This window comes from Phenylobacterium sp. (genome assembly GCF_030651185.1).
Classification (GTDB): Bacteria; Pseudomonadota; Alphaproteobacteria; order Caulobacterales; family Caulobacteraceae; genus Phenylobacterium.
Genome location: NZ_JAUSCJ010000013.1, coordinates 222351 through 240833, shown reverse-complemented (window position 1 = coordinate 240833; position 18483 = coordinate 222351). Strand labels below are relative to the sequence as shown.

21 protein-coding genes are annotated in these 18483 nt (G+C 68.3%); 16 read left to right on the top strand and 5 right to left on the bottom strand.

Annotated features, from left to right (window positions below; all coding sequences use genetic code 11):
* Positions 1-4 precede the first annotated feature (4 nt).
* Entirely contained in the window at positions 5-2071 is a 2067-nt protein-coding gene (locus tag Q7J39_RS06325) for a TonB-dependent siderophore receptor (protein WP_304821563.1), read from the top strand.
* Here the strand turns inward: Q7J39_RS06325 and Q7J39_RS06320 are convergent.
* Positions 2068-3405 (bottom strand): sorbosone dehydrogenase family protein, encoded by a 1338-nt coding sequence (locus Q7J39_RS06320; RefSeq protein WP_370689999.1) that lies wholly within the window; start codon positions 3403-3405, stop codon positions 2068-2070. The genes Q7J39_RS06325 and Q7J39_RS06320 overlap by 4 nt on opposite strands.
* 187 nt (positions 3406-3592) lie before the next feature.
* Between Q7J39_RS06320 and Q7J39_RS06315 the strand changes: the two genes are divergently transcribed.
* The 7 genes from Q7J39_RS06315 (at position 3593) to Q7J39_RS06285 (ending at position 8860) form a co-directional block, all read left to right on the top strand.
* The gene (locus Q7J39_RS06315; protein WP_304821561.1) at positions 3593-3988 is read left to right on the top strand and encodes an MAPEG family protein; all 396 of its coding nucleotides are present in this window, start codon (positions 3593-3595) and stop codon (positions 3986-3988) included.
* A gap of 51 nt (positions 3989-4039) precedes the next feature.
* Entirely contained in the window at positions 4040-4435 is a 396-nt protein-coding gene (locus Q7J39_RS06310; protein ID WP_304821559.1) for a GFA family protein, read from the top strand.
* Between the two features lie 42 nt (positions 4436-4477).
* Entirely contained in the window at positions 4478-5080 is a 603-nt protein-coding gene (locus Q7J39_RS06305) for a carbonic anhydrase (RefSeq protein WP_304821557.1), read from the top strand.
* 260 nt (positions 5081-5340) lie between these two features.
* Entirely contained in the window at positions 5341-5859 is a 519-nt protein-coding gene (locus Q7J39_RS06300) for a hypothetical protein (RefSeq protein WP_304821555.1), read from the top strand.
* Positions 5860-6009: 150 nt separating this feature from the next.
* A complete protein-coding gene (locus Q7J39_RS06295; RefSeq protein WP_304821553.1) occupies positions 6010-7215 on the top strand; it encodes an acyl-CoA dehydrogenase family protein in 1206 nt (401 codons plus the stop codon).
* A 77-nt stretch (positions 7216-7292) separates the two neighbouring features.
* Positions 7293-7775 carry a VOC family protein gene (locus Q7J39_RS06290; RefSeq protein ID WP_304821551.1) on the top strand — a complete coding sequence of 161 codons (483 nt, stop codon included), beginning with the start codon at positions 7293-7295 and terminating at the stop codon, positions 7773-7775.
* A gap of 62 nt (positions 7776-7837) precedes the next feature.
* The gene (locus tag Q7J39_RS06285) at positions 7838-8860 is read left to right on the top strand and encodes a fatty acid desaturase (protein WP_304821549.1); all 1023 of its coding nucleotides are present in this window, start codon (positions 7838-7840) and stop codon (positions 8858-8860) included.
* Here Q7J39_RS06285 and Q7J39_RS06280 read toward each other — a convergent pair.
* Positions 8857-10005, bottom strand: coding sequence for a pyridoxal phosphate-dependent aminotransferase (locus Q7J39_RS06280; protein WP_304821546.1), 1149 nt, complete (start codon positions 10003-10005; stop codon positions 8857-8859). The two genes, Q7J39_RS06285 and Q7J39_RS06280, sit on opposite strands and share 4 nt — an antisense overlap.
* A 200-nt stretch (positions 10006-10205) precedes the next feature.
* On the opposite strand from Q7J39_RS06280, the gene Q7J39_RS06275 reads away from it, so the two are divergent.
* The 7 genes from Q7J39_RS06275 (at position 10206) to Q7J39_RS06245 (ending at position 14755) form a co-directional block, all read left to right on the top strand.
* Positions 10206-10550: a helix-turn-helix transcriptional regulator gene (locus tag Q7J39_RS06275; protein WP_304821544.1), complete on the top strand. Its 345-nt coding sequence runs from the start codon at positions 10206-10208 to the stop codon at positions 10548-10550.
* Positions 10547-11020 carry an SRPBCC domain-containing protein gene (locus tag Q7J39_RS06270; protein ID WP_304821542.1) on the top strand — a complete coding sequence of 158 codons (474 nt, stop codon included), beginning with the start codon at positions 10547-10549 and terminating at the stop codon, positions 11018-11020. The genes Q7J39_RS06275 and Q7J39_RS06270 overlap by 4 nt, the downstream gene beginning before the upstream one ends.
* Before the next feature lie 233 nt (positions 11021-11253).
* Positions 11254-11715, top strand: coding sequence for a TerB family tellurite resistance protein (locus tag Q7J39_RS06265; RefSeq protein WP_304821540.1), 462 nt, complete (start codon positions 11254-11256; stop codon positions 11713-11715).
* Entirely contained in the window at positions 11712-11903 is a 192-nt protein-coding gene (locus Q7J39_RS06260; protein ID WP_304821538.1) for a hypothetical protein, read from the top strand. Before Q7J39_RS06265 ends, Q7J39_RS06260 begins: the two co-directional genes overlap by 4 nt.
* A gap of 186 nt (positions 11904-12089) precedes the next feature.
* Complete coding sequence (locus tag Q7J39_RS06255; RefSeq protein ID WP_304821536.1) at positions 12090-13061, top strand: TerC family protein; 972 nt, start codon at positions 12090-12092, stop codon at positions 13059-13061.
* A gap of 111 nt (positions 13062-13172) precedes the next feature.
* Positions 13173-14243: an alkene reductase gene (locus tag Q7J39_RS06250; RefSeq protein ID WP_304821534.1), complete on the top strand. Its 1071-nt coding sequence runs from the start codon at positions 13173-13175 to the stop codon at positions 14241-14243.
* A gap of 95 nt (positions 14244-14338) precedes the next feature.
* Positions 14339-14755: a pyridoxamine 5'-phosphate oxidase family protein gene (locus tag Q7J39_RS06245; RefSeq protein ID WP_304821532.1), complete on the top strand. Its 417-nt coding sequence runs from the start codon at positions 14339-14341 to the stop codon at positions 14753-14755.
* A 14-nt stretch (positions 14756-14769) separates the two neighbouring features.
* Here Q7J39_RS06245 and Q7J39_RS06240 read toward each other — a convergent pair whose 3' ends face one another.
* The 3 genes from Q7J39_RS06240 to Q7J39_RS06230 are packed head-to-tail and all read right to left on the bottom strand — an operon-like array spanning position 14770 to position 17493.
* The gene (locus tag Q7J39_RS06240) at positions 14770-16383 is read right to left on the bottom strand and encodes an MBL fold metallo-hydrolase (protein ID WP_304821531.1); all 1614 of its coding nucleotides are present in this window, start codon (positions 16381-16383) and stop codon (positions 14770-14772) included.
* 25 nt (positions 16384-16408) lie between these two features.
* Positions 16409-17017, bottom strand: a complete 609-nt coding sequence (locus Q7J39_RS06235) for an NAD(P)H-dependent oxidoreductase (protein ID WP_304821529.1) — start codon at positions 17015-17017, stop codon at positions 16409-16411.
* Positions 17014-17493 (bottom strand): pyridoxamine 5'-phosphate oxidase family protein, encoded by a 480-nt coding sequence (locus tag Q7J39_RS06230; RefSeq protein ID WP_304821527.1) that lies wholly within the window; start codon positions 17491-17493, stop codon positions 17014-17016. Before Q7J39_RS06230 ends, Q7J39_RS06235 begins: the two co-directional genes overlap by 4 nt.
* 121 nt (positions 17494-17614) lie before the next feature.
* Between Q7J39_RS06230 and Q7J39_RS06225 the strand changes: the two genes are divergently transcribed.
* Positions 17615-18406: an LOG family protein gene (locus tag Q7J39_RS06225; RefSeq protein WP_304821525.1), complete on the top strand. Its 792-nt coding sequence runs from the start codon at positions 17615-17617 to the stop codon at positions 18404-18406.
* The last annotated feature ends 77 nt before the right edge of the window (positions 18407-18483 follow it).

Below are 18483 nucleotides of genomic sequence, written 5' to 3'. Positions count from 1 at the left end.
CGTGATGAGTATGCTGATGATCGCGGCGGCGGTGGCCGCCCTGGCCGCGGCCGAGCCGTCGGCCGCGGTGACCCCTGCCAAGGCCGCCACCTCCGAAACCGGGGTGATCGCCTATCCCACAGCCTTCTTCGCCGAGTCCTCGCCCTCGACGGCGTACGACATGGTGATCCGAGTGCCGGGCTTCTCCTTCGACAAGGGGACGGTGGTGCGTGGCCTGGCCGGATCGGGCGGCAACGTGCTGATCGACGGCGAGCCGGCGGTGGCCAAGAACGACGCCCTCGACGAGATCCTCAAGCGCATCCCGGCGGCCGCGGTGGCCCATGTGGACCTGATCCGCGGCGGCGCGCCGGGTATCGACATGCAGGGCCGCACCGTGGTGGTCAACGTGGTGCGCAAGTCGACGGCCGGGTTCCGCGGCGCGACGACGACGGGCGCCTACGCCCTCTACGACGGTCGCGTCCTGGGCAGCTTCCGCGCCGAGGGCCAGTGGCGTTGGGCCGGGGGGCGCTCAGCGGAGGCCTCGATCATCCTGGGCTACGGTCCCGATGACCAGCTGGGCGACGGCCAACGCATCCGCACCGCGGCGAATGGCTCGATCCTGATCCTCTCCGACGTGGACGCCGACGGGAAGGGCCTCAAGCAGTGGACCACCGGCGCCTATGAGACCCCGTTGGCCGGGGGCAAGCTGCGGCTGAACGCAGCCTACATGATGACCCCCTATTCGGCGGAGATCACCGACCGCTTCCGGTTCCCGGGCGGCAAGGAATACCAGTACGACACCATGGACCGGCTGCAGGCCGAGGTGGGCGGCCGCTTTACGCGCCCGCTGTCGCCGCGCCTGGACCTGGAGGCGGTGGCCTTCCAGCAGTGGAACAACAACACCACCAAGTCGCGGTTCGAAGGCGCCAACCTGATCCGGCAGTTCGAGGGCGACCGCAAGACGACGGAAAGCGTCGGGCGGGGGCATGTGCGCTTCGCCCAGTCGCCGGCCCTGACCTGGGAGTTCGGCGCCGAGGCGGCCTACAACAAGCTCGATAACACCACGACGCTGCTCCAGAATGCGGTGAAGGTCCGCCTGCCGGCCGCCAGCGTGCTGGTCACCGAGAAGCGCGGCGAGCTCTTCGCAACGGCGACCTGGCGTCCCAACGACGCCGTCTCCGTCGAGGCGGGTCTGCGCCAGGAGCGTTCAACCATCGTGTCAGAGGGGGATGTGCTGCTGGAGAAGCAGCTCCAGTTCACCAAGCCGCGCGTGGCGGTAACCTGGTCGGCGACGCCCAACACCCAGGTCCGCCTGCGGGTCGAGCGCGAGGTGGGGCAGCTGAACTTCGACGACTTCGTCGCCCCGTCGTCGGTGGCCAACACCGGCACCGTGATCGCGGGCAATCCCGACCTGTCGCCGCAGCAGGCCTGGGTGGTGGAGGCCGCTGTGGAGCAGCGGTTCTGGAAGAGCGGGGCGGCGATCCTGACCCTGCGCCACTACGAACTCACCGATGTCATCGACCGCGCGCCGATCTTCGGGCCTGGCGGCAGCGTCGCGGACGCGCCGGGCAATATCGGCAAGGGGACCAAGGATGAGGTGCAGGCCAGTCTCAGCCTGCCCCTGGATCGCTTCCACATCCCGGCGGCCCAGCTTAAGGCCCAGGCCATCTGGCGGCGCTCGGAGGTGACCGACCCGCTGACCTCGCAGGCGCGCCAGATCTCCGGCCTGCGCCATGTGGAATGGGACCTGCATTTCACCCAGGACCTGGCCCGGTGGAAATCCAACTGGGGGATCGACGTCAACCGGGGCGGCTCCAACGCCAACGACGCCTATGGCTGGCGCGACCGCGCCTATCGCCTGTCGGAGATCGAGACCCGCAAGCTCGACACCTGGGTCACCCTGTTCGGGGAGTACAAGCCCAGGCCCGACCTCAGCGTTCGGCTGGAGCTGATGAACGTCACCGAGCGCAGCGCACAGCGCACCCGCGAGGTCTATGCCGGGCCGCGCGACCGCAGCGCGCTCGCCTATACCGACGTGCGCGACCTGCGCTTTGGCCGTATGTGGAACCTGCGGATCCGCAAGAGTTTCTAGGGCTTGGGCGGCGTCTGGACGGGGGCGGGCGGCGGGTTCGCGCTCGCCACGCGCCAGACGATGTCGCCGCTGTCGTCGGCCACCAGCAGAGCGCCTGTATTGTCCACCGCCACGCCCGCAGGCCGGCCCTGGGCCTCTTCCTTGGCGTTGAGGAAGTCGGTGAGGAAGACCTGCGGCGGACCTGAGGGCTTGCCGTTCGCAAAGGGAATGAAGACCACGCGGTAGCCGTTCAACGGCCTGCGGTTCCAGGAACCGTGCTGGCCGATGAAGACTCCGCCCTTGTAGGCCGCCGGAAAGGCGTCGGCCCGGTAGAAGGCCAGGCCCAGGGAGGCCGTGTGAGGGCCGAGCGCGTAGTCCGGAACCAGGGCCTTGGCCACCAGGTCCGGCTGCTGCGGGCTGACGCGGGTGTCCACGTGCTGGCCGTAATAGCTATAGGGCCAGCCGTAGAAGCCGCCGGGCGTGACGCTGGTCATGTAGTCGGGGACCAGATCGTTCCCGAGTTCGTCACGCTCGTTGACGGCGGTCCACAGCTTGCCGGTGGTGGGCTCCCAATCCATGCCGTTGGGATTGCGCAGGCCGGTGGCGTAGGGACGGCTGGGGCCCTCGGGCAGGGTAAACTCGACGATCTGGGCGCGGCCCGCCTCGGCGGGGAGGCCGTTTTCGCCCACGTTCGAGTTGGAGCCGACGGTGGCGTACAGCTTCTGACCGTCGGGGCTGGCGATGATGTTCTTGGTCCAGTGGTGGTTGATCGGCCCGCCCGGCAGGGCGAACACCTTGGTCCCGGTCCCCTGCACCTGGGTCTGGCCCTCGGAATAGGGGAAGGCAACGATGGAGTCGTCGTTGGCCACGTAGAGCGTGTCGCCCACCAGGGCCATGCCGAAGGGCCGCTTCAGACCCTGGGCGAAGATCGCCTTGGTGTCGGCCACGCCGTCGCCGTCGGAATCGCGCAGCAGCATGATCTTGTTGGGGCTCTTCTGCAGCGCCCCGGCGCGCTTCTGGACGAACTGCGCCACCCAGTCCTTGACGTTCTGCGGCTTGCCGGCCTCCGTCGAGGACTCCGCGGCGAGCACGTCGCCATTGGGCAGGACCAGCAGCCAGCGGGGGTGATCCAGGCCGTCGGCGAAGCGGGTGACGACGAAGCCGGGCGGCGCCGTGGGGGCGGCGTCCTTGGGCCAGCCCACGAACTTGGCGACCTTCACCGTCGGCAAGGCGCTCTTGGTCGGGGTCGGCAGGGCGGGTTTGGGGCCAAAGCCCGCGAAGGGGTCGGAGAGTCCCTGGCCGCAGCCGGCCAAGCCAAGCGCCGCCACGGTGGTGGCCAACAACATCGAACGCATGGGCGTCTCCCTCATCACCGACCCCGGGGATAATGCCTGGCTCGGATCCGGGTTCAGCCTAGCACGGGATGAGGAGGCCGCGACCTCGCGAGGCGTGGCCTCGGCCGGCAAAGGTTGACGCTCCCGTCATGCCAGCGGAAGCTCGCAAGGTGAAGCTTCAACAGGAAGCGCATTCGGGGCGGAAATCATGAGTGTTGAACTGACGATGCTGGCCTATTCGGTCGGCCTGCTTTTCGTGCTGGTCTTTGTCCAGGCGCTGGCCGGGATCCGCGCCCAGGGCCTGGTTCCCCTCGCCAACTCCCGCGACGGCCTGCCGCCGCCGAGCGGTTTCCATGCGCGGATGAAGCGGGTGGTGGACAATCATCGCGAAGGCCTGGCCATGTTCGCCCCCCTGGTGCTGGTGGCGGCGGTGGCCGGGGTTTCCAGCGGAACCACGGTCCTCGGCGCGCAACTGTTCTTCTGTTCGCGGGTCGCCCACGCGGTGCTCTACATGTTCGGCGTCCCGATGCTGCGGCCGCTGGCCTGGGCCGTCGGCATGGCCGGTACGGTCATGGTGTTTGCCGCCCTGGTCGGCCTCGCCTAGAGGGTTTCCTGAAAGCGCCTCCCGTCCTGGGAGGCGCGACCGGAGACCCGCATGCCCCGTCATCTCGGCTCCTGCCATTGCGGGGCGGTGACCTTCACCATCGAGGCGGAGATCGATCACGTGACCGCGTGCGACTGTTCGCTGTGCGTGAAGAAGAACGCGCGGATGGTGCGGGTGCGGCAGGACGCCCTGACGGTGTTGTCGGGGGAAGACCAGCTGGGCGTCTATCAATGGAACACCCACCGGGCGCGACATCACTTCTGCCGGACCTGTGGGATCTACGTCTTCCACCGCAAGCGCGCGGCGCCCGACATGTATGAGGTCAACGTCTTCTGCCTGGATGGCTTTGATCCCTCCGGTCTGCCGGTGCGCGCCAGCGAAGGCGTCGGCATGTCGGTGGCGGCGCAGGGCGCGCGGGAGGTCTGGCCGGGGCCGAGAGAGGCTTGAGGCGGGGTTGCGGCGACGGGCGGGCGGGGGTATGGCGCGGCCATGCTCGATCACCTGAAGGCGAACAACAAGGCTTGGGCCGCGCGCAAGGTCGCGGCTGATCCCGGCTTCTTCAAGCGGCTGAAGGGCCAGCAAGCGCCGGACTATCTGTGGATCGGCTGTTCCGACAGCCGCGTCCCGGCCAATGAGATCGTCGATCTCGATCCCGGCGAGCTGTTCGTGCACCGAAACGTCGCCAACCTGGCCCCGCCGCAGGACGCCAACTACCTCTCGGTCCTGCAGTTCGCCGTCGATGTGCTGAAGGTGAAGCACATCATGGTGGTGGGTCACTATGGCTGCGGCGGTGTGGCCGCGGCGGTGGACGGCGAGCGGCGCGGCCTGGTGGATCACTGGCTGCATCCGATCCGCGAGGTCCATGAGGAGCACCGGTGCGAACTGGAGGCCCTCGACACCGACACCGCGCGGCTGGACCGGCTGTGCGAGTTGAACGTGATCCGCCAGGTCAAGAATGTGGCCACCGATGTCTTCGTGCAGGATGCCTGGGCCCGCGGCCAGGATCTGTGCGTGCACGGTCTGGTCTATTCGCTGGAAAACGGCTTGCTGACGGATCTCAACGTCTCGGTCGGCAACCACCGCGAAGACTGACCACGGCGCGGCGCCCCCGCCGCAAGACCGCCTGACCCCTTATCAACACGCTGTTTGCGGGCCTTGGCCCGCAGCAAGTGGGCGCGTTTGCCGGCCTCTCCCGGCGACTGTTTGTGTATACAGAAAGTAATTCAAAATACAGATTTGATTAAATCCTTATTCACTGTGTTGATAAACCACAGTTTAAAGCGAATAGCGGAAAAGCGTTCTCGACAAGTTCAATCAATAAACAAAACACAAACAGCAGTCGGGAACACGCCATGAAGACCTTTGCCGCTTTCGCCCTCGCCGCCACCGTCGCCGCCTTCGCCGTCCCCGCCTTTGCCGCGGAAGCCCCGTCGTCGCAGCTGAACGTGCAGAGCGTCCGCATCGCCCTGACCGGCAAGACCGTGGCCCAGGTGCGAGCTGAAATCCGCGACGCCGCCACGACCGTCTGCGGCGCGGCGGCCGGCGATTGCTGGAACACCTCGGTCCGCAAGGCGAATTCCGACTTCAACGCCATCAACCGCGACCGCCAGGCCGCGGCGCCGACCCCGGTTCGCGCCGCCAAGCTCGAAGATGGCCGCGCCGCCGTCGCCACCGTCCGGGTCGCCCTGGCGGGCCGCTCGAACGTCCAGATCCAGGCCGACATCGCCGCCGCCGCCGACACCGTCTGCAAGGCGACCAACGACTACGCCCCCGACTACCGCGCCTGCGTCACCGGCGCCGTGCGCTCGGCCAAGGTGCAACTGCGCCAGCTGGCCCGCGTCGAGGGTTCGAGCCAAGTCGCCTCGATGTAACTCCCTTACGCCGCAAGGCGTGGAAGCCGCCGGCGCTGGTCCCCCCAGCGTCGGCGGTTTTCGTTTGCGTGCCTGCCGCCACGTCACACTTGGCGCGCCGTTTCAGAGGCTTAGACTAGGGCCAACGAACGATCCGCGGGAGAAAACGATATGGCCGATTTCGGAGGCGACCTCGAACTCGAGGAATTCCGTGGCGAAGCCAAGACCTGGCTGGAGGCCAACTTCCCGACCTCGCTGAAGGGCAAGGGGTTCCTGGCCGCCACCGAGGTGACCACCACCAACGCTGAGCTCAAGGCCTGGCGCAAGGCCATCGGCCTGAAGGGTTGGGCCACCCCCACCTGGCCGGCGGAATATGGCGGCGGCGGTCTGTCGCCCCAGCAGGCCAAGGTCCTGGCCCAGGAGATGGGCAAGATCGGCGCCTTCAACCCGCTGATGTTCGGGATGGGCGTGACCATGATCGGCCCGACGATCATGGACTACGGCACCGATGAGCAGAAAAAGCAGCACATCCCGCCCATCGTGCGCGGCGACGTCCAGTGGTGCGTCGGCTATTCCGAGCCCGGCGCGGGTTCTGACCTGGCCTCCCTGCAGATGAAGTGCGAGGACGCCGGCGATCACTACGTCATCAACGGCCAGAAGACGTGGACGAGCGGGGCCCAGTACTCCGACTGGTGCGGCGCCCTGGTCCGCACCGACTTCTCGGCCAAGAAGCATGAGGGGATCAGCTTCATGCTGATCGACATGCACCAGAAGGCCATCGATCCGCGGCCGATCGCCCTGATCGCCGGCGCCTCGCCGTTCTGCGAAACTTTCTTCACCGATGCGCGGGCCGAGAAGATCGGCCTGCTGGGGCAGCTGAACGGCGGCTGGACGGTGGGTAAGCGCCTGCTGCAGCACGAGCGCGCCAGCCAGACCGGGACCGGCGGCGGGGGCCGCACCGTGCCGCTGAACGAGATCGCCAAGCGCTATGTGGAGGTCGACGCTGACGGCCGCATCGCCGACCTGGACCTGCGCACGCGCCTGACCCGGCACCTGATGGACGCCCGCATCCACGGCCTGACCCTGGCCCGGGTGATGGCGGAATCGAAGGAGGCCTCGGGCGCCACCAACGGCGCCTCGGTGCTGAAGAACTCCGCCACGGTGGTGTCGCAGGGCCGCGCCGAACTGACTCTGGAGATCATGGGCCATCAGGGCCTGGGCTGGCAGGGCGCGGAGTTCAATCAGGAAGAGATCGAGACCGTTCGCGGCTGGCTGTCGGGCAAGGCGATGTCGATCTATGGCGGCTCGGTCGAGATCCAGAACAACATCATCTCCAAGCGCATCCTGAACCTGCCCGACAACACCCAGTCCACCTGACGGTATCGTCGGCGGGGCCTGTCGGAGCGGGCCGCGGCGGTTCGTCCTTGGGATAGCAACCCAAGGAGGACGTCCCCGTGAGCATCGTCAGTTCGTGTCTGTGGTTCGACGATCAGGCCGAAGAGGCCGCGAGCTTCTACGTCTCGATCTTCCCCAACTCCAAGCTCGGGAAGTTCGACCGCCATGGGGAAGGCGGTCCCGGACCGGCGGGGGGCGTCATGACCGTCGAGTTCGAACTCGATGGCGTGCGCTTCACGGGCCTCAACGGCGGCCCGATGTTCAAGTTCAGCGAGGCCACCTCCTTCGTCATCGACTGCAAGGATCAGGCGGAGGTGGACCACTATTGGGACGCCCTGCTGGCCGATGGCGGCGCCCCTGGCCAGTGCGGCTGGCTGAAGGACCGCTTCGGCCTGTCCTGGCAGGTGGTCCCGGTCGAGCTCGGCGTCCTGATGTCTGATCCGGATTCGGCGCGCGTCAGCCGGGTCATCGCGGCCATGATGCAGATGGCCAGGCTGGACACCGGCAAGCTGCGGGCCGCGGCGGACGGCGCGCAAGGCTGACGTCAAACCGACTCAATCGCAGTGCTATGCGGGGTGTCCCAGCCTTTGCGAGACGCACGACCTTGCCGAGTTCCGACACCCGCACCTGGCGCCAGCGCCTGGCTGCGTACCAGCAGCCAAACACCGGCCGTTCGATCCTGGAGATCGTGATCACCGCCGCCCCCCTGGCGGCGATCTGGGGCGCCGCGTGGGCGGCGGCGCACTTCGGGCTCTGGTGGCTGGCCCTGTTGCTTGCGGTTCCGGCCGCCCTGTTCCTGGTGCGCCTGTTCATGGTGCAGCACGATTGCAGCCACCGCGCCTTCTTCCGCAACCGGCACGCCAATGACTGGATCGGCCGGGTGATCGGGGTGTTGACCCTGACCCCCTACGACTGCTGGCGGCAGACCCACGCCATCCACCACGCCACCTCCGGCGACCTGGACCGCCGGGGCCTGGGGGACATCCTGACCCTCACCGTGGACGAGTACCGCGCCCTGCCGCTGTGGCGGCGGATCGGCTACCGGCTGTATCGGCATCCGCTGGTGCTGTTCGGGATCGGCCCGGCCTATGTCTTCCTGCTGGAGCAGCGCCTGCCAAGCGGCCTGATGAGGGGCGGCTGGCGGCCCTGGCTCAGCGCCATGGGCACCAACCTGGCCATCGTGACCTTCCTGGTGATCGTGGCCCTGCTGGCTGGCTGGCAGGCCCTGCTGCTGGTGAACCTGCCGACCATGCTGATCGCCGCCACCATCGGGGTGTGGCTATTCTACGTCCAGCATCAGTTCGAGGGCGCCTACTGGGCGCGCCGGGACGACTGGGACATGACCGAAGCGGCGCTCAAGGGCGCCTCGCACTACCACCTGCCGCAGCCGCTCCGCTGGATGACCGCCAATATCGGCGTGCACCACGTGCATCACATCTCCAGCCGCATCCCGTTCTACCGGCTGCCGACCGTGCTGAAGGACCACCCGGAGCTGAAGATGGTCAGCCGGCTGAGCGTGCCGCAGAGCCTCCGGGCGGTGCCGCTGTCGCTGTGGGACGAGTCCAGCGAACGCCTGATCTCCTTCCGCCAGCTGGCGCGACAGACCCGCCTGGCCCGCGCAGCCTAGAGGTTCAGCTTCACCACGGCGGCGTCGAAGGCGGCCATCTCGGCCGCCGAGCCGACGGTGACGCGGCTGCGGGTTGGCCAAATGGGCCAGGATCGGCCAATGGCGACGTTCTCCTTGGCGAAGGCGGCCTGGACCTCCTTGGCCGGCTTCTTCCAGTCGACCATGAAGAAGTTGGCGTCCGAGGGCACATGCTCGATGCCGCGCTTGTCGAGCAGCAGCAGGGACTTGGTGCGCACCGCGATCATCTCGTCGCGCCTCGCCTTGATCAGCTTGGCCTCGGTCAGGCTGGCCGTGGCGCAGACCAGGGACGGGTTTGGCAGGGCGTAGCTGGCCATCATGCCGTCATAGCGCAGGGTCTTGGCCATCAGGTCGGGCCGGGCGATGGTTGCGCCCAGGCGCATTCCGGCCATGCCGAACAGCTTGGAGAAGGTGCGCAGGACGATCACCTCCTTGCCCTGCGCGGCCAGGTAGGCGCCCGGCCTGGCCTCGGAGAAGTGGATATAGGCCTCGTCCAGCAGGACGATGGAGCCGGCCGGCTTGTTGGCGATCAGCCACTCCACATCGGGCAGGCTGGTCAGGGTCGCGCTCGGATTGTTCGGGGTGCAGATGTAGTAGACCCCGGCGTTGGGATCGGCGGCCAGCATGGCCTTCACGTTGTGGCCGTAGTCGGCCTTCAGCGGGACCTTGGCCACCTTCACCCCTATGTAGCGGGCGACGCTCTCGGCCAGTTCGAAGGTGGGGTCGGCCACCACCAGGCCTCGGGTCGGCGAGCAGTAGGTGACGATGATCCGGGCCATCGGGTCGCTGGAGCCGGCCCAGGCCATGACGTGGCCGGCGGGCACGCCCTCCACCGAGGCCACGGCCTTGGCGAAGGCGTCGCGCTGGGAGCCGGTGTAGCGGTTGCCGGTAGCGATGGCGTCGGCCGCGGCCGACGCGCCGGGGGCCAGCGGCCCGGTCCAGCACTCGTTGGCCCCGATCAGCACCATGCCGGTGGCGGCCTGGGCGGCGGCCGGCGCGGCCAGCGCCGTGCCGAGCGCGGGCGCGGCGGCGAACAGGCTGAGCACCTTGCCGAGGCTGCGTCGTGAATAGCCGCGGCTGATGAGGTCGGAGCAGGCCTCGTCGGCAAGCTCGGCGCGCGCGGTCATGTGGAAGTCCCCCAGGGTTGGCCCTGGGGGGAGCTTAGGCGCGTGGGGGTGGGGGGCAAACGCCGTGGCGGGCGCCAAGGCCGGTCAGGATGAAACTGCGCGTTTGTTGGGCTTTGTCCTGCGCTCGTCGAACGCGGCGGCCCTTGACGCACCCTTCCTTCCTAATATAGTTATTCGGCAATATAGCTGGATGACGATGTATGCAGGCGGCGACCCAACAGATGGACCGGGTATTCGGCGCCTTGGCCGACCCGACGCGGCGGGCGATCCTGGCGCGGCTGGCGGACGGGGAGGCGACGGTCAATGAGCTGGTGGCGCCCTTCGACCTCAGCCAGCCGACGATCTCCAAGCACCTCAAGGTGCTGGAAGGTGCCGGACTGGTCTCGCGGGGCCGTAACGCCCAGTTCCGGCCGGTGCGGCTGAACGCCAGGCCGTTAGCCGAGGCGGCCCGCTGGATCGGCGACTACCGCCGCTTCTGGGACGAGAGCCTCGACCAGCTGGAAGCCTATGTGAAAGACCTGCAGGCCAAGGGAGAGCCCTCATGAGTTCCGTCGAGCCCGAGCGCGAGATCACCCTCACCCGCATCATCGATGCGCCCGCCGCCCTGCTGTTCGAGGCCTATTCTCGGCCCGAGCACATCATGCGTTGGTTCGGGCCGGTGGGCTGGCCGGTGACCCTGGCGGAGATCGACTTCCGGGTCGGCGGCACGTTCAAGTTCGCCATGACCGGGCCCAGCGGGGTGCAGAACGAGCCCTTCGGCGGGACCTATCTGGAGATCGTTCCCGACCAGAAGATCGTCTACGACAACGGCTTCAACTTCGAGAAGATGATGGTGGTCACGGTCACCTTCCAGCCGGTGGACGGCAAGACCAGGCTGACCCTGCACACCGTGTTCGCCAGCGACGAGATCGCCAGGATGCACATCGGCGGCGGCTTCGAGGCGGGCACGAACTCGGGCCTGGATCAGCTGGAGGATCTCGTGGCCGACCTGGCCTCGCGGATTGGCGGCGGCTGACGCCGACGTTCGCGGCTAGGGCGATTTGCGAGTCTGATCATGGGCATGCGGCGAATTCATCGCCGGGGACTTGAGGCCGCCGCGCGCCGTCCCATATCGGATTAGCGGGCCGGGCCCCTCTGACGATCACCGTGATCGTGATGTCGGACCGCATCGGGTGCGCCCGATGCCGGGGTCCTCTCCAGCTCCCCCGGAGTTTCGGGCGCATCCTCCCAACAGAGGAGGTATTCGACATGAACCTTTCCAGCCGGCGGCCCACGAGCGCCAGCCTGATGACCGAGGCCTGGACCCCGGGCGATAGCCTGCAACTGGACGCCCTGGTGGCGGCCTGCGCCCTGGTGGCCCATGCGGACGGATGGGTCACGGCCGAGGAGCGGCGGCGTCTTGTGGCCCGGGTCCAGGGCCTTCCGGCCCTGGGTCTGTTCGGGGTGGATGAGGCGGTGCAGGCCTTCGAGGCCCTGATCGGCCGTTTCGACAAGGATCCTGACGACGGGGAGGCGGTGGCCGAAGCGGCGATCCTGCGTCTGCGCGGCCGGGCCGGTCCCGCCCATCTGCTGGTGGCCGCGGCCTGCTCGATCGCCGCCGCCGACGGAGGCTTCGACGCCGAGGAGCGGGCCGCGATCCTGCGGATCTGCCATCTCCTGGACCTGGAGGCCGACGCCTTCGACCTCATGGCCGCCAGGGGGCGGCGATGAGAATCTCGGCCTTCGCGCCCCCGGCGCCCTGGCTGCGGGTGGAGTCCAGGGTTCTGGCCCAGGCCACGACCCTGGCGGCGTCCCACGCCAGTTCCCCCACCGGACGCCCGGTGGAGGGGCTTGCGCCGGTGACCACCAACCTCGCACCGCGCCGGGTGACCGGCCAGACCCTCGACATCCGGGTGTGAGGCGGCCCGTCTAGGGCGGGCCACAGGCCCGTCTGCAGGACCTTCCGCCGCCGGCGCGGGGCGACCCCGCGCCGGCGGTCCATCAATTCATGAGCGGTCCGGGCCCCTCTGGCGATCGTCTTGATCGTGATGTCGGACCGCGAAGGGGCGCGAGGCGCCTCCTTTCTGGGGAACAAGATATTGGACATGCTGTTCGCGCCCTTGATGGGCAAGCCGCTCTGGATGTGGCTGATCTTCGCCGCCGTGGTGACGATCCTGCTGGTGCTGGACCTGGGGGTGCTGCACCGGAAACAGAGAACCATCGGAGTGCGGGAGAGCCTGGCCCTGTCGGCAGGCTACATCCTGATGGGCCTCAGCTTCGGGGCCTGGGTCTGGGGAGAACTGGGGCCCCAGGCCGGCATGGAGTACCTGACAGGCTTCCTGGTGGAAAAAAGCCTGGCCCTGGACAATGTCTTCGTCATCGCCAGCATCTTCGCGGCCTTCGCGGTCCCGACCGCTTATCAGCATCGGGTGCTGTTCTGGGGGATCCTCGGGGTGATCGTGCTGCGCGCCGTGATGATTGGGTTCGGCGCGACCCTGGTGGCGCGCTTCGACTGGGTGCTGCTGATCTTCGCCGGTTTCCTGATGGTGATGGGGGTCAGGATGTTCCTGGCCAAGGCCGAGGCCAAGGATCCGCGGGACAATGCCCTATATCGCTGGGCCGCCTCCCACCTGCGGCTCACCGATGGCTTCCGGGGCGCGCGGTTCGTGGTGCGGGAGCCCGGGCCGGGCGGCCGGCCGGTGCTGTTCGCCACCCCCCTGCTGATGGTGCTGGTGACCATCGAGCTGGCGGACCTGATCTTCGCCGTCGACTCCGTGCCGGCGATCTTCGCGATCACCACCGATCCCTACCTGGTCTACACCTCCAACATCTTCGCCATCCTTGGCCTGCGGGCGCTCTACTTCGCCCTGGGCGCGGTGATTGACCGCTTCGCCTATCTGAAACAGGCCCTGGCCGCCCTGCTGGTGTTCATCGGCGGCAAGGTGTTCGTGGCCGAGGCCATGGGGTGGGAGAAGTTCCCGGCCCCGGTGTCCCTGGGGGTGACCTTGGCCCTGCTGGCCTGCGGGATCGCCTATTCGGTCTGGCGCACCCGCGGATCGGCGGTCGGGGCCGCGTGAAGCCCAGGCCTCGCGCGCGGGGACGGCGAAAGCGGCGCCGTCCCCTGGGCACGGGCGGGGCGGTCCCCTATGTGGGGGGACCGCTGTTCCGCGCCAGCTCAAGGACGCTCCATGCCTTCGCTCTTCGATCCCCTCGTCATCGGCGACCTGACCCTGCCCAACCGGGTGATCATGGCGCCCCTGACCCGCAGCCGCGCAGGTGACAGCCGCGTCCCCAACGCCCTGATGGCCAAGTACTACGAGCAGCGCGCCTCGGCGGGCCTGCTGATCTCCGAGGGCGTGCCGGTCGATCCGATGGGGGTGGGCTATGCCGGCGTGCCCGGCGTCTGGTCAGCCGAACAGACTCAAGGCTGGCGGCAGGTGACCTCGGCGGTGCATGCCGCGGGCGGCCGCATCTTCATGCAGATCTGGCACGTGGGCCGCATCTCCGATCCGAGCTTCCTGGACGGCCGCGCGCCGGTCGGGCCCAGCGCCATCGCCGCCAAGGGCCATGTCAGCCTGCTGCGTCCCGAGCGGCCCTATCCGACCCCGCGCGCCCTGGAGACCAGCGAGGTCCAGGATGTGGTGGAGGCCTTCCGCCTGGGCGCCCAGAACGCCCAGAAGGCCGGCTTTGACGGGGTGGAGCTGCACGGCGCCAATGGCTACCTGCTCGACCAGTTCCTGCAGGACAGCTCCAATCAGCGCACCGACCAGTATGGCGGCTCCATCGCCAACCGCGCCCGGCTGATGCTTGAATGCGCCGACGCCGCCGTTTCGGTCTGGGGCTCCGACCGGGTCGGCATGCACCTGGCCCCGCGCGGCGACGCCCACAGCGTCGGCGACAGCGACCTGACGGCCACCTTCACCCATGTCGCCACCGAACTGGGCAAGCGCAAGCTGGCCTTCCTCTGCGCCCGCGAGGCCGAAGGCCCCGACAGCCTGGGGCCGCAGCTGAAGAAGGCGTTCGGCGGCGTCTATATCGCCAACGAGAAGTTCACCGGCGCCAGCGCCCAGGCCGCCCTCGACGCCGGCTGGGCCGACGCCGTGGCCTTCGGCAAGGACTTCCTGGCCAACCCCGACCTGGTCGAGCGTCTTCGCACCGGGGCGCCGTTGAACCGGTGGAATCTGGCGACCTTCTATGCGCCCGGCGCCGAGGGCTACACCGACTATCCCACCCTGTCGGAGCTGAAGGCCGCCGGCTAGTTCGCAGGGCGCGCCGGCTCTGTCGTCTTCCAGACGCAGGAACCAGCGCGCCCGTCCGGGATTGCGGAGAGCACACCTCTCAAAGGAGCTTTCCCGTGGCCGACAAATCCCTCGCCGATATCGCCAAAGACATGCGGCACATCGACATCGCCATCCTATCGACCGTGACCTCGGGCGGCGCGATCGCCGGGCGGCCGATGAGCAACAACAAGGATGTCGACTACGACGGAGACGCCTACTTCTTCACCGACGCCAGCACCGATGTCGCCAACGAGATCGCGGCCAATCCGCAGGTCGGCCTGGGCTATCAGGGCAAGCACGGCCTCTACATCGCCGTCAGCGGCGCCGCCGACCTGATCCGCGACAAGGCGGCCTTTGCCGACCACTGGAACTCCGACCTCGACAAGTGGTTCGACCAGGGCGTCGACACGCCGGGCCTGACCCTGATCCACGTGAAGGCCAAGGAGCTCAAGTACTGGGACGGCAAGGACTACGGCGAGGTCCACGTCTAGAACTTCGGCCGACCTCAGGGGGCCGCGGGCGGAGGCGCCGCCTTGGCCGCCGTCAGGGCCTGCCGGAAGGCGGCCAGCAACTGCTCGCGCGCCGGGTCGTCGCCCGCGGCCTGCAGGGCCTGGTCGAGTTCGATCAGCAAGCCGGCTCGGGCATTGTGCCAGTCAGGGGCGGCTACCGCGCGGGCGGCGATGCGGTGGACCGCCTCGCCGGCCGGCTGGGCCTTGGACGCGGTCAGGACATAACCCTCGTCCATCCCCGGCAAGGCGATGGCGTCGGGCTGGATTCCGGCCGTCACCAGGCGTGTCCGCAGACCCTCCCGGGCGGCGGGCTCGCCGTGCAGGAGGAAGACCTGCCCGGCGACCGGTCCGCGCGCCTTCACCCAGTTGGTCAGGCCCGTCGCGTCGGCATGGGCGGAATAGACGTCCAGGGCGCGGATGCGCGCCCGGACCTGGATCTGCTCGCCCTCGATCGAGACCCGGCTGGCTCCATCCTGCAGGATGCGGCCCAGCGTCCCCATGGCCTGGAACCCTGACAACAGGACGGTGGCGTCCTTGCGCCAGAGCAGCCGCTTCAGATGCCGCCGCACGCGGCCGGCGTCACACATGCCGCTGGCGGCCATGATCAGGTGCCAACCCCTCAGCTTCTCGAGACTGTCGCTTTCCTTGGGCTTGCGAAGGAACCGCAGCCGCCCTCCCGAATGCAGATCCTCGAAGGGGTTGCTCTCGGTGGTGCGGTTCCAGCCGCGACGCTGGAAGATCTCGGTCGCCTCGATGGCCAGGGGCGAGTCCAGGAAGATGTCGGCCTTGGGGATGCGGCCCTCGTCCATGATGGTGAGGATGTCGGCCAGCAGCTCCTGGGAGCGTTCGACGGCGAAGGCCGGAATGAGCACCGGCCCGCCCGCCGCGTGGGCGTCGAGGAGTTCCTGGGTCAGGACGCCGCGCCGGGCCTCGCCGTCGAGATCCAGGCGCTCGCGGTCGCCATAGGTGGACTCCACGATCACATGGTCGACCCCGCTGGGGCCGTCGGGGTCGGGGGAGTAGTCCCGTCCGCCGCTGCCGATGTCGCCGGAGAAGAGCAGCTTGATGGGCCCCTCCGCGGTCTCGACATGCAGCTCGATGGAGGCCGCGCCGAGGATGTGGCCGGCCTCCCAGTAGATGGCGGTCAGGCCAGGCAGGATGGCCGCCGGGGTCCCCAGCTTCACCTTCGTGAACTGCTTCATCACCTTGGCCGCGTCGCGCTCGGTGTAGATGGGCTCGACGCTGGGCCGGCCGCGCCGCTCATTCCGGCGATTGAGGTGTCGGACCTCGGACTCCTGGATGCCGCCGGCGTCGGCCAGCATGATGTCGCACAGGTCGCGGGTGGCGGCGGTGGCGTAGATCGGCCCCTCGAAGCCGGCCTTCATCAGCTTGGGCAGCAGGCCCGAGTGATCGATGTGGGCATGGGTCAGCAGCACCGCGTCGATCTTGCCGACATCGAAGGGGAAGTCGTTGTAGTTCAGGGCCTTGAGGGTCTTCGAGCCCTGGAACATGCCGCAGTCGATCAGCACCGCGGCGCCATCCACCTCAAGGCGTGCGCAGAATCCGGTGACGCAGCCGGCGGCGCCGTGAAAGGTCAGCTTGACGGTCAACGGGGATACTCCTGGAGGATGCGATTCAAACGGCCGCCGAGCGGTCGCCGCTGAAGGTCTCGGTGACGGTTCGGCCCACCTGCGTCAGCACGTCGGCCACGGCCTCGTCGGTGATGCCCGGAACGATACCGCCGATGTGGCGGTGATCCAGCACCTGCAGCCCGCAGACGGCGGCCAGGTGAAGATCAAACACCGTCATCAAGGCACGAAGCGCGCCGCTGTCGCGAACCCAGGACTCCGGCGCGCCCGAGAAGCTGAAGCTGATGAGCTTCTTGCCTTCCAGCAGCGGTTCGGTTCCCCCCGCGGCCGGTCCGTAGCCGAAGCCCATGCTGAAGACGCGGTCGACATAGCCCTTCAGCATCGCCGGGGGCGCGTTGAACCACAGCGGATAGACGAAGGCGAAAACGTCGGCGTCGGCCAGAAGTCGGCGTTCCTCCAGCACGTCGGCGCCGAAGGCATAGCCGGCCGCGCCGGGGATCTCGGCGGCCTGGAGGCGGGGGTCGAAGTCGAGCGGATAGAGGTCGCGAATCATCGCCTGGTGGCCCAGGGCTTCCACAGCCTCCGCATAGGCCGTCGCCGCCGCGCGGGTCAGACTGCCGGGATTGGGATGGGCGACGATGACGGCGTGCTTCATGACGGGGCGCCTGTCGCGGAGAGGTTTTCGTCCACCTGGACGAGTTCGGTGTGACCAAAGCCCTTGCGGTAGTCCAGGACCGAAATCACCTGCGGCCGCAGCCGGAACATCGCCATCTCGCCCACCGGGCTGGAGACATACTGGGCGACCTCTGGGAATTTCTCCAGGAACAGCAGTCCGATCCGCGCCAGGTCGTCGGGGGCGGTGACCTCGGTCGCCCGGCCGCCGAGAGAGAGGCCACGAATCTCCGCCCAGTCGCGATAGGGCAGGTCGATGGTCGCCGAGACCCGGGGATCGCGCGCCAGGTTGCCCGCCTTCTGCGACTGCTGTCCGCAGCCGAAGTAGATTTCAAGGCCCTGGCTGGCGTAGCTCACCGTGGTGGCCTGGGGGGCGCCGTCCGGCCTGAGGGTCGCCAGCGTCAGGTCCTTGCCGGCTTCAAGGATCGAGGCGATGTCCTGTTGGAGATCCGGATTCATGAACTTTGCTCCCATGGAGAACAAGCCCAGGATCGCCCCTTACCGGCCTTGCCGCGTTGCGCCAGATCAAGTTGGTCGCCGCTTGCGACCCTAATCTGCCCCACGTCTCGAAGGAACCTGCATGCCGAGCCGCGAACCGGCGCCCAACGCGGCGCAATTGACCTCTCCCGCCTATCGGCTGGCGGCCCTGGACCAGGACTTCCTCCTGAGCTCTCCCATGCGGGGAGTCCGCTTCATGCTGGAATTCTCCAAGGTGGACGAGGCGCTCGCCGCCTGGGGGGTGCGGTCGACCCTGGTTGTGTTCGGCAGCGCGCGGATTTCCGAGTCCGGCCCCGGCAAGCCGGGGGAATGGTACGCCGCGGCGCGGGCGTTCGGCACCCTGGCCTCCCAGCGGGGCGGCGCGATCCGCACGGCTGACCGGATGCGGGACAATGTGATCGCAACCGGCGGCGGGCCGGGGATCATGGAGGCGGCCAACCGCGGCGCCGCCGACGTCGGGGCGCCGTCCATCGGGTTCAACATCAGCCTGCCGCACGAGCAGGGGCCGAACGCCTACTCCACGCCGGAACTGACCTTCCGCTTCCACTATTTCGCCATGCGCAAGATGCACCTGGCCATGCGCGCCAGCGCCCTGGTGGTGTTTCCCGGCGGCTTCGGGACCCTGGATGAGCTGTTCGAGATCCTGACCCTGCGCCAGACCGACAAGTCGCCCCGCATTCCCGTGGTGCTGTTCGACGAGGCCTACTGGCGGTCGATCCTCAACTTCGACGCCTTGGTGGCGGCGGGGATGGCCGACGCCGCCGATCTCGAGATCTTCCGCTTCGCCGAGACCGCCGAGCAGATCTGGTCGGAGTTGCTGGCCTGCGGCTTGCCGGTCGCTGGCGAAGGCCCCCGGCCGGTCGGCCCGCGATAGCTGGCCGCCTGACCCTGGGCGAGCAGGTCCGCGGGCGGCCTGACCGTGCGGATCGGATCGGTATCTGCTAAGGCGAG

Coding starts and splice junctions, on each gene's coding strand:
- Q7J39_RS06300 (WP_304821555.1), top strand. CDS start 5,341: ATGAAGACCTTTGCCGCTTTCGCCCTCGCCGCCACCGTCGCCGCCTTC.
- Q7J39_RS06230 (WP_304821527.1), bottom strand. CDS start 17,493: ATGAATCCGGATCTCCAACAGGACATCGCCTCGATCCTTGAAGCCGGC.
- Q7J39_RS06295 (WP_304821553.1), top strand. CDS start 6,010: ATGGCCGATTTCGGAGGCGACCTCGAACTCGAGGAATTCCGTGGCGAA.
- Q7J39_RS06305 (WP_304821557.1), top strand. CDS start 4,478: ATGCTCGATCACCTGAAGGCGAACAACAAGGCTTGGGCCGCGCGCAAG.
- Q7J39_RS06310 (WP_304821559.1), top strand. CDS start 4,040: ATGCCCCGTCATCTCGGCTCCTGCCATTGCGGGGCGGTGACCTTCACC.
- Q7J39_RS06320 (WP_370689999.1), bottom strand. CDS start 3,405: ATGCGTTCGATGTTGTTGGCCACCACCGTGGCGGCGCTTGGCTTGGCC.
- Q7J39_RS06260 (WP_304821538.1), top strand. CDS start 11,712: ATGAGAATCTCGGCCTTCGCGCCCCCGGCGCCCTGGCTGCGGGTGGAG.
- Q7J39_RS06225 (WP_304821525.1), top strand. CDS start 17,615: ATGCCGAGCCGCGAACCGGCGCCCAACGCGGCGCAATTGACCTCTCCC.
- Q7J39_RS06280 (WP_304821546.1), bottom strand. CDS start 10,005: ATGACCGCGCGCGCCGAGCTTGCCGACGAGGCCTGCTCCGACCTCATC.
- Q7J39_RS06265 (WP_304821540.1), top strand. CDS start 11,254: ATGAACCTTTCCAGCCGGCGGCCCACGAGCGCCAGCCTGATGACCGAG.
- Q7J39_RS06270 (WP_304821542.1), top strand. CDS start 10,547: ATGAGTTCCGTCGAGCCCGAGCGCGAGATCACCCTCACCCGCATCATC.
- Q7J39_RS06250 (WP_304821534.1), top strand. CDS start 13,173: ATGCCTTCGCTCTTCGATCCCCTCGTCATCGGCGACCTGACCCTGCCC.
- Q7J39_RS06315 (WP_304821561.1), top strand. CDS start 3,593: ATGAGTGTTGAACTGACGATGCTGGCCTATTCGGTCGGCCTGCTTTTC.
- Q7J39_RS06235 (WP_304821529.1), bottom strand. CDS start 17,017: ATGAAGCACGCCGTCATCGTCGCCCATCCCAATCCCGGCAGTCTGACC.
- Q7J39_RS06325 (WP_304821563.1), top strand. CDS start 5: ATGAGTATGCTGATGATCGCGGCGGCGGTGGCCGCCCTGGCCGCGGCC.
- Q7J39_RS06275 (WP_304821544.1), top strand. CDS start 10,206: ATGCAGGCGGCGACCCAACAGATGGACCGGGTATTCGGCGCCTTGGCC.
- Q7J39_RS06255 (WP_304821536.1), top strand. CDS start 12,090: ATGCTGTTCGCGCCCTTGATGGGCAAGCCGCTCTGGATGTGGCTGATC.